Annotated in this window: 14 protein-coding genes and 1 riboswitch; of the genes, 5 read left to right on the plus strand and 9 right to left on the minus strand. The window is 46.4% G+C overall.

Going from position 1 to position 13,716, the window contains the following annotated elements:
• The first annotated feature begins 48 nt into the window (after positions 1–48).
• Positions 49–891, plus strand: coding sequence for a universal stress protein (locus KE626_RS26780; RefSeq protein WP_211976097.1), 843 nt, complete (start codon positions 49–51; stop codon positions 889–891).
• Between the two features lie 25 nt (positions 892–916).
• Positions 917–1,014: riboswitch (TPP riboswitch) on the minus strand.
• Between the two features lie 138 nt (positions 1,015–1,152).
• Here KE626_RS26780 and KE626_RS26785 read toward each other — a convergent pair.
• The 5 genes from KE626_RS26785 to KE626_RS26805 all read right to left on the minus strand — a co-directional run bounded on the left by KE626_RS26785 (position 1,153) and on the right by KE626_RS26805 (position 3,825).
• Positions 1,153–1,767 (minus strand): response regulator, encoded by a 615-nt coding sequence (locus KE626_RS26785; protein ID WP_211976098.1) that lies wholly within the window; start codon positions 1,765–1,767, stop codon positions 1,153–1,155.
• Positions 1,768–1,889: 122 nt separating this feature from the next.
• Positions 1,890–3,104, minus strand: coding sequence for a lanthionine synthetase C family protein (locus tag KE626_RS26790; RefSeq protein WP_211976099.1), 1,215 nt, complete (start codon positions 3,102–3,104; stop codon positions 1,890–1,892).
• Positions 3,105–3,201: 97 nt separating this feature from the next.
• On the minus strand, positions 3,202–3,387 hold the full coding sequence (locus KE626_RS26795) for a hypothetical protein (RefSeq protein ID WP_211976100.1): 186 nt from the start codon (positions 3,385–3,387) through the stop codon (positions 3,202–3,204).
• A gap of 83 nt (positions 3,388–3,470) precedes the next feature.
• Positions 3,471–3,656, minus strand: coding sequence for a hypothetical protein (locus tag KE626_RS26800; protein ID WP_211976101.1), 186 nt, complete (start codon positions 3,654–3,656; stop codon positions 3,471–3,473).
• A gap of 10 nt (positions 3,657–3,666) precedes the next feature.
• On the minus strand, positions 3,667–3,825 hold the full coding sequence (locus KE626_RS26805) for a hypothetical protein (protein ID WP_211976102.1): 159 nt from the start codon (positions 3,823–3,825) through the stop codon (positions 3,667–3,669).
• A 253-nt stretch (positions 3,826–4,078) separates the two neighbouring features.
• Between KE626_RS26805 and KE626_RS26810 the strand changes: the two genes are divergently transcribed.
• Complete coding sequence (locus KE626_RS26810; RefSeq protein WP_211976103.1) at positions 4,079–7,210, plus strand: lantibiotic dehydratase; 3,132 nt, start codon at positions 4,079–4,081, stop codon at positions 7,208–7,210.
• 33 nt (positions 7,211–7,243) lie between these two features.
• Positions 7,244–7,378: a hypothetical protein gene (locus tag KE626_RS34965; protein WP_283093182.1), complete on the plus strand. Its 135-nt coding sequence runs from the start codon at positions 7,244–7,246 to the stop codon at positions 7,376–7,378.
• A gap of 246 nt (positions 7,379–7,624) precedes the next feature.
• On the opposite strand, the gene KE626_RS26815 is transcribed toward KE626_RS34965, so the two are convergent.
• From KE626_RS26815 to KE626_RS26825, 3 genes are all read right to left on the minus strand, one after another.
• Positions 7,625–8,830, minus strand: a complete 1,206-nt coding sequence (locus KE626_RS26815; protein ID WP_211976104.1) for a cytochrome-c peroxidase — start codon at positions 8,828–8,830, stop codon at positions 7,625–7,627.
• 222 nt (positions 8,831–9,052) lie between these two features.
• The gene (locus KE626_RS26820; protein ID WP_211976105.1) at positions 9,053–9,610 is read right to left on the minus strand and encodes a lipocalin family protein; all 558 of its coding nucleotides are present in this window, start codon (positions 9,608–9,610) and stop codon (positions 9,053–9,055) included.
• Positions 9,611–9,762: 152 nt separating this feature from the next.
• Complete coding sequence (locus KE626_RS26825; RefSeq protein ID WP_211976106.1) at positions 9,763–10,758, minus strand: LamG-like jellyroll fold domain-containing protein; 996 nt, start codon at positions 10,756–10,758, stop codon at positions 9,763–9,765.
• Between the two features lie 121 nt (positions 10,759–10,879).
• Between KE626_RS26825 and KE626_RS26830 the strand changes: the two genes are divergently transcribed.
• Positions 10,880–11,509, plus strand: a complete 630-nt coding sequence (locus KE626_RS26830; RefSeq protein ID WP_211976107.1) for a VOC family protein — start codon at positions 10,880–10,882, stop codon at positions 11,507–11,509.
• A 41-nt stretch (positions 11,510–11,550) separates the two neighbouring features.
• Complete coding sequence (locus KE626_RS26835) at positions 11,551–12,729, plus strand: acyltransferase family protein (RefSeq protein ID WP_211976108.1); 1,179 nt, start codon at positions 11,551–11,553, stop codon at positions 12,727–12,729.
• Positions 12,730–12,811: 82 nt separating this feature from the next.
• On the opposite strand, the gene KE626_RS26840 is transcribed toward KE626_RS26835, so the two are convergent.
• Positions 12,812–13,681 (minus strand): polysaccharide lyase, encoded by an 870-nt coding sequence (locus KE626_RS26840; RefSeq protein ID WP_211976109.1) that lies wholly within the window; start codon positions 13,679–13,681, stop codon positions 12,812–12,814.
• Positions 13,682–13,716 lie beyond the last annotated feature (35 nt).

Below are 13,716 nucleotides of genomic sequence, written 5' to 3' on the forward strand. Positions count from 1 at the left end.
CTGGCAGGAAATTAGCAGTTTTTTTACCGGCACCAAACTTATAAGGCCATGAAAACATTACTCATACTAACCGACTTTTCAGAGAATGCCTTCCGCGCAGCAGAATATGCCGCCGAAGTAGCCATCCCTTTACAGATCAACCGGGTTATCCTGTACCATGCCTATCAAAGCATTATTGGCGGCACCGATTTGCCGATAGGTAATTCGCAGAGTAACCAGGACCTCTATCTCCAGAGCATGGAGCACCTGGCCCTGCTACAGGACCGGCTGAAACCGACGCTCAAAGGAATACAAATTGACCTGATGGCGGAGGATATCTCACTGCCGGCCTATATCAGCGATTTATGTAAAACAGAACAGGTAGATCTGATTGTAATGGGGGTTTCGGGCCGCTCCGGCCTGGAAAAATTACTACTGGGCAGCACCACTTCCATGATGATTGAAGAAAGCAAAGTGCCGGTATTAATTGTTCCGAAAGATACCATCATCGGTAAGGGTATCTCATCGATGGTGTTCACCACGGACCTGAAAGATCATACCACCATTCCTGTTCACCAGCTATATGAATTCCTGGATGCTTTCCCCATTCCGGTACAGGTGTTAAATGTAGCCAAGGGCACAGACGATACCTATTCAGCGGAAGCGAGAGATACGATTGCCAGTTTGCATACCATCTTCGAAAATTACCCGGCAAATTTTGAATATATCAATGAAGATAACACGGTAGAAGGAATTCTCTCCTACGCCAACCGCCATCAAACGTCCATCATCATTGTAGTACCCCGTAAAACCGGTTTCCTGTCATCTTTTTTTAAAAGCAGTATCAGCAAAAAGCTGGCGTACGATTCTCATATCCCATTGTTGTCGCTGCCACCAGCCCCGGTAAAATAAAAGAGCTCCGGTTTGTTTACCGGAGCTCTTAGTTGTTTCTTTTTCCCTACGCTGGCATTACCCAGATCAGGTGCTTGGGTTTGATCTCAGATCTGTGTTATCAGACCACCCCTGTTGAAACATCTGCTTACAACAGTGAAAAAATCATGCCAGCAGGAAATGACGCATTTAGCGTCTTTTTCAGGAAAATATTTCCACAGGATGTTAAATTCCGTCTGCATGCCTGTGATTTATTTCCATGATTTTATGCCTGTGCCTGACTCAAATCAGCACTTTATTATCCACTGCACATTTGATCAGCATAGCGGTATTCCGCGCGTTGAATTTCCCTAGCAGGTTACGGCGGTGACTGTCTACCGTATCAGAACTGATAAACAGTTTTTCTGCAATTTCGTGATTGGTATGACCGTTAGCAATCAGCCACAGCACTTCCTTCTCCCGCTTGGTAATATGTAACGGCAGCATGCTGTCGGTCTTTAACACCTGTTTTAATTCAGCAGAGAGATAGGTCCTCCCGGAATAAACGTCGCGGATGGCTTTCAACAGCTCTGCTTTATCGGCATTCTTCATCAAACAGCCGCTGGCGCCACTGTCCAGCATCCCGGTAATCCCGGTATCGTTTTTATGATAGCTGAGTCCCAGCACAGCCACATCGGGGTAGCGCTTTTTTATGCAGGCGCAAAGTTCGGCGCCGCTGATATCGGGCAGCAGGGTATCGAGTAAAACAACATCTGCGGTGTGGCGGTCTAAAAAATGAAGACAGGAGATGCCGTTCCTGGTTTCACCCGCCAACTGAATATCTTTCTCCATGCTAAGCAGGGACCTCAATCCCTCTAGTATCAATGGATGATCATCAACAAAATATAAACGGATCATGGTTTTTCTGTTTGCTGTAACGTCGTTATACGCTGGCATTTTGAAGTTGGGAAAACAACTTAACTCATTTACTATACCTGTAAGATAGTAAAAAAATCCTGTGAATCAACAACAAGACAAGTTTAAAATATCAGCATACATTCTCCCCATGCAGGTTTGATTCCGGGGTCTGCAAAACTGATGAGTGACAGGCCTATTCCTGCAATCCCTTCCAGCATATTATGGCTGTTGATATAAGTGGGATGATGATAAAATTTATACCCTGCAGGACCATCGTCCCAGGTGTTCATTTGCAGGGTGGTTTGCAACCAGGTGCCGGCGGCATCCATCAATAGGGTGTCGCCGGTGGCGATGCCTGCCTGTTGCAGGATATGTGCGATACCTGCGCTGCCGTGACATAAACAGGCGTCGTGTACGGCCCCATTTTTCACATCCCGGTGGCCGGCGATGTGATGAAACATGCGATGCCCTTCCTGCTGGTAATCGCTTCGCTGAAGCCGTTTACCGGTACTCCAAAGCATCGTTGCAATCCCCAGGTCGCCATAACACCATCCGAGGCGGCTATGCGCCTCGCCCATTACTTTCCGCCGGGCCGTCACCAATACCGGGTACAGCGACTGATCCGGCGCTCCGGGTGCGTTCCTGGCGCCCAGCAGCCATTGTACACTGTGCTCAATTAAGGGCTTCACTTTCCCGGGGGCAATTCCTTTTTCATAACATCTTGCCAGTATGGCGATAATAGCGGGTATGCCGTGTGCCAGTCCGAGGTTAAATAAGTCCTGATCCTTATGCTCCTGGCTCTTGCTGGAAAAATGATCTTTCCAGGCAATACCACCGGGCAAAGTGATGGCGCTTTTTTCGAGATGGGTGACGAGATTTTCCAGCTGTGTAACTGCAATACGGGCAGGGAGTCTTTCCAGGAAATAAAGCGCCGTACCCAGTCCATGATGCAGGAAATCATTTCTGCCTTCCGACAGTTCTGTTTCCATAAAATCTGCCACGAGCAAATCAATATCTGAGAAGGTATCTGCCGTATCTTCAGCTTCTATAAAGCCCATGGCGCTGAGGTGCTGTATACACCAGGATATGCCGGCCAGACCGCTGCAGTGCGAGCCGTTCATCGGTTCTTCCGACATGGCCTGCAGGCATTTTTCTATAATGCGGTATACGTTATCGAGATATGCTTCGTTTCCGGTAAGCTGGTAATAATAGGCATAAAACAAGGCTACGCCGGTGTAGCCGCCCAATAAGCTGGTGTTGGTGTCCTCTTCAATAAATCTGTCCAGTTCCGCGCAGATCCTTTGCAGTGTTGATAATGCTTCTTCCTTATGATCCATAAACTGAAATCCCTTTATAAAATATATAATGGCAAAACATGTATTGCTTTACGCACACATGTTTTGCCATACAGTCAGGTTGCTAATAATGATAAGCTTAGTACCGGCAGGAATCAACACTGCAGATAGGAGCACCCTGGCTCATATTATCTGTACAGATCCGCAGAGAACAGAGCACGGAACAGGTACCTACCGTTGCCACCATTTGTTGATTACCAGTAGCGGAGAGACTGGCTACTTTTATTTTACCGAGACTTAATTTTTTTTCTGATTGCTTTTTCATAAGACTGATTTTAGACAGTACAGTAAAAGAATACCTATTGGCCGCAGGCAAATAAGGCGTTTGCTTTTATAAATTAAATTGAATCAGGCGAAGCAGATATCAGCACTGCACATGGGTGAGCCCTGGCTGAGACAAGTTATCTTTTCGCTGGGCACGCAGGTGAGTGACAACATCAATTGGGCCATGCCGCCGTTAACAGCGCTGGCCTTGCTGAGGTCTGCTACCTTGATTTTACCAAGATTCAATTTCTTTCCGGATAATTTTTTCATCGCTGGCTTTTTAGAAACAAGGATCCTTTGAAATAGGTGGTGTACATTTAAACAGGCTGCAACCTGTGTAGGTAGGCGCTTTCGCATCACCCTGTTCCTGGCTGCTGATAGAGAGTTTGGCTACTTTTAATTTTCCGAGGGCAAGTTTTTTAACAGGTGTTTTTCTCATAATAGCAAAATTTATGTGTTGATAAATAAAGACAAAGTAATCCGGCAGGTTTGTTGAAATAGGGCCATTAAAAAAATACAGGTTTTACATCATTACAGGATTAACATAAATGTAGGGAGAAAGTAAGAAACCGGGCCTCACGGAAAAACGTGATTTTTCCAAAAGCATGTTTAAACACAAAATTTACCGGTTTTACGTGATAGTTAAAAGAAGTGGAAACACCTACCTTCAACCCCTAATGTTGACCTTGGCCATGATCAGAGCTGAAAACTTCTATGTGGTAAGAACACCGCTGTTACCGGTTAATATTGTCACTCGGTTAAACCATATTACGAATGCCACACTACCTGTTGTTCTAAAAGAAATTTTCCGGGATGCCTATCTGCAGGAAGCCATATATATTGCTTCCCCTGAATTATACCAGGAGCTGCAAAAATGGCTGCAGGGAGGTAGCAGTAATGAAAAGGAGACATATAAACTTTCTGCCGCACTGTATCGCTACCTGCTGCGGATGAGCACCCGTTGCACTCCTTACGGGCTCTTTGCCGGCTGCGCTACAGGCGAACCCGCTGATCGTACTTCCATTACCCTCCGCAACAAAAACGAACATAAAAAGCATTGCCGCCTCGACATGAACTATGTTGCAGAACTGGCGGCAGCCATCACGGCCATTCCTGAAATAAAAGAACAGTTGCTGTTTTATCCCAACAACTCCCTCTATGCTGCCGGCAGGCAATTCCGGTATGCGGCCTACAGCATTAAAAATAAAATCCGCAATTATTACCTGACCGCCGTCAATAATACTCCCTACCTGGAAAAAATGCTGCACACCGCCACAGGCGGCGCTACGTTAAAGGATATACGTAACAGCATTGTGAGCGAAGCCGACCAGATCAGTGAAGAAGAAGCGGCCGAATTTACCGCAGAACTGGTGCAAAACCAGCTGCTGGTAAGTGAACTGGAACCCACTGTTTCCGGGGAAGAGTTTTTTATACACCTCACCCGGCGGCTGGCACGCCTCCAATACGCCGGCGAATTTGTACGGCCGCTGACACGTATCCGCGAAATATTAAATGACCAGCAAACAGGCGTAGAAAAATATACCACCACGCATGCCCTCGTGAAATCAATGCTTACTGATACAAGTAACAAAGACCTGGTACAAACCGATCTTTTTCTTGCTACCAGCAGTAACACATTGAGCCATACCGTCGTTAATGAACTGGCTGCGCAAATGGGGCAACTCTGGAAACTGGCCACCAAAGACCAGAACAGCGATCTGCAAAATTTCTGTCAGGCTTTCCGGCAGCGCTACGAAGAACAGGAAGTACCACTGAGCCTCGCGCTGGATACCGAAGCGGGAATCGGCTATGGCCCGCACAGCAACAGCAATACCGATCATACCCCGTTGGTAGACGATATACAGGCCGCCACCCGCGATGCCCAAGCCACTACCACTACCCGCAGTAAAATGCAGGAGTTCCAGGTACAACAACTCCAGCAATGCCTGCGCCACCAGGAAAAAACAATCACACTTACCCGCGAACAGCTGGATACACTGAAGGGCAAGGAAGCACCCTCATTACCCGACAGTATGTACCTGATGGGAAGCATCATCAGCAACAGCGCAGCCGCCGTAGATAACGGCGACTACCTCTTTGATATGAACGGCTGCAGCGGCCCTTCTGCCGCTAACCTGCTGGGAAGATTCTGTCACGGCGATGAAAAACTGGCCGCCAAAGTAAATGAATGTTTACGCGCAGAAGAAGCCCGTGAGCCCGGAAAGATCTACGCGGAAATCATACATCTGCCCGAATCCAGGACCGGTAATATCCTGATGCGCCCCAGACTGCGTGACTACGAAATTGTGTACCTGGCCAATAGCCTTACCCCCGAAGCATATCAGATACCTCTCTCCGACCTCATGGTAAGCGTGCAGCAAAACAAAATAGTGCTGCGCTCCAAACGATTAAATAAGATCGTTGTTCCCCGTATGAGTACGGCACATAACTATCGGAACGGGCTCCCGGTCTATAAATTTCTCTGCGACCTCCAATACCAGGACTATCACACCGGTATTGGCTGGCACTGGCAAATCCCCGGGGATACCCCTTTCTTCCCAAGGGTACAATATGGCAATATTATTCTCAGCAAAAGCACCTGGGTATTGCATAAAAAAAGTTACCCTGCACTGGTTACGGCCACAGCGGACCGCTATATGGAAATTTTCCGGGAGATAAAAAACAGCCTGGAGCTGCCCCGGTATGTAGTTATCAAAGAAGGCGACAACGAACTGCCGGCAGATCTTGAAAATGAAGTGGCCGTACATTTACTGGTCACACAACTGCTCAAAAAAGACCAGGTTACACTGCAGGAATTCCTCCATACACCCGATAACTGCTGGATTGAAGGAACCGACGGAAAACATACCAACGAATTTATTATTCCGCTGCAGTACCTGTCTCCAGAAAAAAACAAAGGCCAAACAGCCCCTGCTATCAATACCATAACAGAAACGATTACACGAAAATTCACCACGGGCAGCGAATGGCTATATGTAAAATTATACGCCGGCACCCGCAGCGCAGAAAATATACTGAAAGAACAACTGCTGCCGCTCAGCCGCCAGCTGCTGGCTGATAACCTGGTCGACAAATGGTTTTTTATCCGGTATACAGACCCGGAACACCACCTGCGCCTCCGGTTTCATCATGGCACCCGGAAGGATTTCTGGAAAGAAGTACTGGAAAGATTACATACCACGCTGACAGCATCAGCCAATACGGTATACCGCATTCAAACCGATACCTATGAACGGGAAATTGAGCGATATGGCCCCGCTACCATGGTATTCAGTGAGGACCTGTTTTACTACGACAGCGAATGTATACTCCCGCTGCTTGATCTGCTGGATGAAGAAGAAGGCGAACGTTACCGCTGGCTGCTGGCCATGCGGGGCATCGATATCCTATTAGATGATTTCGGTTATACCCTGCCGGAAAAATGGTCGCTGCTGAAAATATTGCAAAAAAGTTTTTATGAAGAATTTGGCGGAGGAAAGCCCCTGCTACTGCAATTGAATGATAAATACCGGGAAGAAATGCGCACCATCAGCAGCATTCTTGACCCGCTGCAGGATACCGCAAATGGTATAGAAGAAGCCACTGCGCTGCTGACAGCCCGCTCCCGGAAAATAAAACAACGCCTGGAAAACGTCAGCATCAGCAACCGCGACGATCTGCTGGGCAGTTATATTCATATGTTTCTCAACAGGATACTGTTATCTAACCAGCGCAAACACGAACTGGTCATCTATCATTTCCTGAGCAGGTACTATGAATCACTCACAGCCATTACCAAAAAACACCTAAAAGCTGTACTGTAGCCATATTTCATTATTCACAAAAACAACACAAGTATGAAAAAGAAAATCGAAAAGAAAATGAAACTGGGTACAGTAAAAGTGGCCAGGCTGAATGTCAGCAATGAAGTAGCCGGCAAAAAAGATATCACTATTCCTACCACTACGGTGCATAGGACTTTTGATTGCTAAAAGCAGCATACCGGGCTTGCCTGCGGGTTTACTCCTACAACCAACAGGCGGCCCGGTATTTCCATTTCTGTTCTGTTCAAACCATCCGCTATCCCGCCATAAAAAATTACCCTATCCACCACTACAGCGCACCATTATGAATTCCGCCGGAGACGACCTACCTGCCCCTCCCTATACATTATTAACGGTTACGGGCCTACGGAAAACACCACTCTTTCTACCTGTACCACAAATCCATAAGATATTTTATTTCTTAAAAGGATCCGAATATTTCACATCATGGATTAACTCATCATCCGTAAGTGTTTTCAAAAAAGCGATGATATTACTTTTTTCGGTGGCGCTCAACGGAATACCGCCTACACGCATCTGGATCCCGAGATTGGGATTAGCTTTTATTCCTGTATTATAATGCTCCAATACCGCTTCCAGCGTGGCAAAGCGACCGTCATGCATGTAAGGCGCCGTAAGCGCCACATTTCTCAGACTGGGAATTTTAAAAGTGCCCTGATCCTTTGGCTGATGTGTGATTTCCCCGATGCCTTTGTCCGTATAGTTAGTTTCCAGGCCATTGTTGGAGCCAAAACCGGTATTAACACCGGTATTATCCACTATCAGGAAAGATGATTGCTGTCCGAGACCACTGGTATTTAAGTCACTGTGACATTCGGTACAGAAGTCGCGCTGCATGGTATGTAACCCATCCAGTTCCTGCGGTGTGAAATTGGCAAAGTTATTTTGTACCCCTTTATCATATTTTGAATTAAGGGAAACGATGGAGCGAAGAAACTGCGACAACGCTTTGCCAATCCTATCGGATGTAACTTCCGTTGAGCCAAATGCAGCTTTAAATAATGCCGGGTAATAAGTTAACTTACCCAGTTTCTTTTCCAGTGCAGGCAAGTCAGGCATCCCCATTTCTATATGATCGAGAACAGGCATAAGGGTTTGTACTTCTATATTTGCCGCCCGCATATCCCAGAACATGGTTTTATCTTTAAAGAAACGGAGATTGGTGACCGGCATGGCATTGCGCCGGGTTAGCTGCCCTTCGAAACCTTTGGAAAGCGCTACCACATCAGAAAATGCGTTGGCCTGGTGATGACAGGAAGCGCAAGCGATGGTATTGTTTACAGACAATGATTTGTCATAAAAAAGCACGCGACCCAAAGTGGCGCCTTCATTTGTAATCGGATTGCCGACAGGTGTATTATCCAGCTGCGGATGGGCAGTCATAAAATCCTTTAACCAGGGAGGCATGTTTGTCCGGGTATTCACATAATCGTATGGTGTTGCCGGCAAATTAATGGGACTTTCACCAATAGGTTCCGGCTCAGGTTTAGGATGAATCGGGTTATCGGGATCTTTTTTACAGGAAAGGGCATTTACAATTATTATCATCGCCATTAGTAGCAGCACGATGATGCTTTTCCGATGCTTCGTTGCTAACATATACAGAATTTCCCCTTATTACACCTGAACTGAAAAATACCCTTATGAGAAGCATTATTAGTTTCGCATATCACTAATTTATTTAGTATAAAACAAAAATAGAAAAGCCCTAAACACCACTACAGCATGATGTTTAAGGCCTTTCTACATTATTCAATTTGCTTTCTGTTACAAAAATACTAATATTTTTAGTAAAAAGAAATTTATTTTTTTGCTGCCATACTACGCATTCAAATCGTGCTTTGTCCAGATTAATGCGTCGGTATTGTATCCCAGCTCCCCGGCTTTATCAAGGAATCGTTTTTTAATGGTAGCGGGTATACTGGTAGTGCGGGATAATATCCAGATATACTTCAGGTTATTACCTGCCACCAGCGCATGCTTATAATGTTTGTCGATATCAATAATGTTATACCCCGCATAGAACGGTCCGAAAAAGGATACTTTTAACCGGGCCAGATCAGGGCTTTCCACAAACTTCGCCTTGCCTGTGCTTTCCTTCCACAGCTGTTTTTCAGGACTGAATCCTTTGTTATCTACTTCGAGATCTCCGTCTTCATTTAATGAATACGTAGCAGTAACGTTGGTCAGATTGCGTTCAAATTTGTAGTCGAGACGGGCAATCTCATACCAGGTACCAACGTATCTTCTCACATCAAATGGCGATATCGCTTTAGCGCCTCTTGGAATAGATACTTTACAGCTATTGTACAGCACAATAGCTGCCGCAGCAGACACAGACGCAGTTACCGCAAGCGCAAGCAGCTTTTTGTTATTCATAGCATTGAATTTTTGTCCCTGTACGAATAACAAATATGCTGCCTTACCGGCGATTCCGGGGTGATCCGTTACAGTAAAGGATTCTGGCAATGAGGAAGTTAGCCGGAGTTGTTGCGTTTTTGCTACAAATGGTGGATCATCACGCTAATATTTTATTTACCCTGTTTTAATTGGTAATAATCCCTCAACGACTCCCCCACAACTTTCATCTCTTCCTGCGTTAATGCACGCTCGTATAATAAAAACCGGGAAATTTCACCGATGAACGATTCCCGTCCCGGATGCTCCACTGCATCCCGTTCCTGGCCAATGGCCAGTTTAGAAGCATTGGCGTTTATGTTTACCGGGAACCGGCCTGTAGACACAGGTGTAGTACAGTTATTTACATACAATGAAATATTAACGGTATCAGTGCCGGCGTCCATTCTTCCGGCTACCAGGTAATATTGCCCGGCAGACAATACCTTGTTAGTTGCGATATTGGGGTTATTGGCATCCCATCTGCCAAACGATTTACCATTCCGGCTCCCCATCCAAATGCTGTTATCGTCATTAAATCCGGCCCAGAATCCTTCGTAATATCCCCCGTTCTTGAGCGATCCGAAAAATGAGTTCACGTTTTCCAGCTCACCGGACTGCCGCCCGGGTTTCAGCACACAGAACCAGGTGTAGCCGCTACCGGTAATCAGGTGATCGAATGCGTCTTCATCGGCGGCTACCAACTCCTGCTTATTAAAAGAGATAGTGTTGTGGCCGTTTAAAGCAGGAAGATGCTCCACCAGCAACGGCCTGCCAGATCCTTCTTCTTTTCTTCCCTTATCCTGCTTCACAAAAGCCATCACCGGGAACTTCCCGGCCTGGTTTATCCATTTCTCCACTCTTTTGTGCCCATCGGTAACAACAGCGCTATCAGCGTCCAGGTCCACCACCAATCCCTTACTAACCTTATCATGCCCCATAGCAGGATCCCGGCCGATGCCGGCACTGGCCATTTCAATATAATCCGGGTTTGAATAAATTTCCAACGCTTTTTGTTGCCGGCCGGTGAAAATGATAGTTCCGGACAATGTCAGCAAACACAAGAGCAGTATGCCCCCGGCAAACAAAGTTTTATCATCTTTCGCCGTGATGTGATAACAGGTTTTCATGAGATGCAATGAACAATTTGTTATAAATCTAATACACACTGTTCATTATTTCTCTACTACCTTTACTAAATTACTTTTAACCTCGCATCAGGTACGCTTTCATTTCAGTAAAAAATAGGTTATGACCCGGAATACTACATGCAATCTTGTGTTTCCCACTTTGCTCGTTGAAGACATTACCCGCTCCGTTGATTTTTATACCGGCCAACTGGGCTTTACCCTCCGCTTTACCTGGGGTGAGCCACTCTCCTATGCTGGAATAGGCCTTGGGAATACGACCATTCACCTGGCAAAAGGTTCACCTTTCATAAAAGGCTACTCCGAAGTGAATTTTATCATCGACGATGCCAACGAACAATATCAATTTCACCGCGCCAACGGAGTAGAAATCGTAGAACCTATCGATGACCGGGAATATGGCATACGCGACTATAAAGTAAAAGACCTGGACGGGAATTATCTCGGCTTCGGACATTATATCTATAACCAGGGCCCTAAAATTAAAATTGAACGGGAAGATGTGCCGGTAAGACTGGAAAAGCGGCTCGCGGCCGTGCTCCGCGACCTGGCAGAACATAAACATATGAGCCTGTCGGCCACCCTGGAAGAAACACTGCTGCATACCTTTGAACAGGTAGGCGATACTGTGGCAAGTCCACACACGATAAGTACGCTGCAATATATCCAGGAACTGAAAAAGAAACACGGCATTGATTACGATACCCACGACGGGTACCGTTTTGAAGAATGAGAAAAAGAGTATAACTTCCTGGTCCATTCAACCGCAAAAATATGGGGCAAAGCTTTACCCGCAACAGCTGGGTAGATAATTTACGTTCATTCATCACCCTTCTTGTTGTAGCGCATCATTCCTCCCTCGCCTATACCACGTTTGCACACTTTAACAAAGCTGCTTACATCACATCTACTCACCCTATAGTAGATAAAATGAGATCAAGAGGACTCGATATTTTTGAAGACTTCAACGATATTTTCTTTATGTCGCTCATGTTTTTAATCAGCGGCATTTTTGTGATGTCCAGTCTCCGGCATAAATCCGTGACTATATTTATCCGCGACAGGTTTTACCGCCTGTTTGTCCCTTTTATGATAGGTGTTACCCTGTTGATGCTACTGGCTTACTACCCGGCTTATTATCTCGCACACGGCACACACGATCTGAAAGCATATGTCATTGATTTTTTTACGGTAGAAGCCTGGCCGGTTGGTCCTCCCTGGTTTATCTGGGTGCTGCTTTTCTTTAACCTGGTTTTTGCGTTATGCTATCCGTTTGTAAAAAATGGTATCTATAAAATGGGGCTACTGCTGGCTTCCCGGCAACAGCGGTCGTTCACGCTGCTGACCGGCTGGTATCTTTTCAGCTGGATATTATTTGTGCCCATGGTACTTCTCGTGGGGGCCGGGAGCTGGACCGGCATCGGTCCTTTTGATTTTCAGTTAAGCCGGCCGTTTTTATATTCCGGCTATTTCCTGTTGGGTATCATCATTGGTGCTCCCGGGTTAAACAATGGAATTTTTTCTGCGGCGGCTGCATTTAACAAACGATGGCCGCTTTGGGTAGCAGCCTGTTTAGGCGTGTATGCCTTGTTAAAATGGAGCGAAGCGCCACTCACTGCTATGCTGGAACGGCGCGAACTAAGTGAGTTGTCTGCTACACTTATTTACCGGTCCATCTGGATATTATCCTGTACGCTGAGTTCTATTGCTTTTCTGACCACCTTCAGCAACATTTTTAACCGGACAAATTCCTGGTGGCAGTCGTTGTCAGCCAACGCGTATGGCATTTACCTGGTCCATTACATTTTTGTGGTATGGTGCCAATATTACCTGCTGGACTATCCCCTGCCTGCGGTGGTAAAATTCTTTATTACGTTTGTGACGGCGGTCGGATTAAGCTGGATGCTGACAGTGCTGCTCCGGAGCAACAGCGTTGTAAAAAAATATCTCTGACGGCCGTGGTCCAACAAACCGGGCCGGAAGGCAGTTTAATCCTCCCGGCCCGGTGTTCTAACGATTACGATTACACGTACTGTTAGTTTATTTTATGTACACTCAGGTTATCATAGTAAATATATCCTACGGTAGATGATTCCCAATACGACTGGCTACCGCCGCGGAAAGTATGGAAGGTTACACCCCTGATAAGCCGTTTGCTGTCGTTGGTGGTCCAGCGGATATCGCGGTCGAGCAGTACCGTATTATTGATCACGATCTGCACGTGGCCGTTGCTGTTGCTGCCGGTATTGCTTTTGATATAGAGGTGAACGTGATAGGTAGTACCTTTTTGTATGCTGCCGGTGGCGGGATACGATAAACCAAAATCATCGCCATACTGACCGGGTTGATCTTTGTAGTACAGGTAAGGCTGAAAGTATACCCGGCCGTTATCATTCTGGTACCACATCAGGCGTAAAGTACCGCCATTACCATCCCAGGCAGGGTCGCCGCCGGTATTTCCGTCTCCGATAGAAAAACCAAAACCTACTTTACCACCCCGGCTCCAGTCGAACTGGCTGTGAAAACGGATGTCATAATCCATTTCATAAGCCTGTCCGTCTTCCACATCAATATTAGCTACTACCCCACCAGCGGCTGACAGCGCATTAGGATCCAGCTGGATACGGAGGTTGCCGTTAGAGATATAACCGCGGTTATTATTCCAGCCGGTAACATTGCCAAAATCATTTGCAGCATTAGCAGAGGTGTACGTAGTGCCGTTGGTGTAGTTATCCCAATTAACGGACCAGGTACTGTTAATGGCGGTGATGCCCACCAGTGCATTAGGATTGGCATCCGGGTCAGCCACGGTGGAGGCCAGGTCTTTACGACAGGAAATGGCACTGCTGCCAAGCAATAATAGTCCGGCTGCTACCGCGAAGCGGGAGAAAAAAGTGGAATTCATGTGTATTCATTTGTGGGTGAGAAAAACGGGTTTAT

It is taken from the genome of Chitinophaga hostae (assembly GCF_018224885.1).
Lineage (GTDB): Bacteria > Bacteroidota > Bacteroidia > Chitinophagales > Chitinophagaceae > Chitinophaga > Chitinophaga hostae.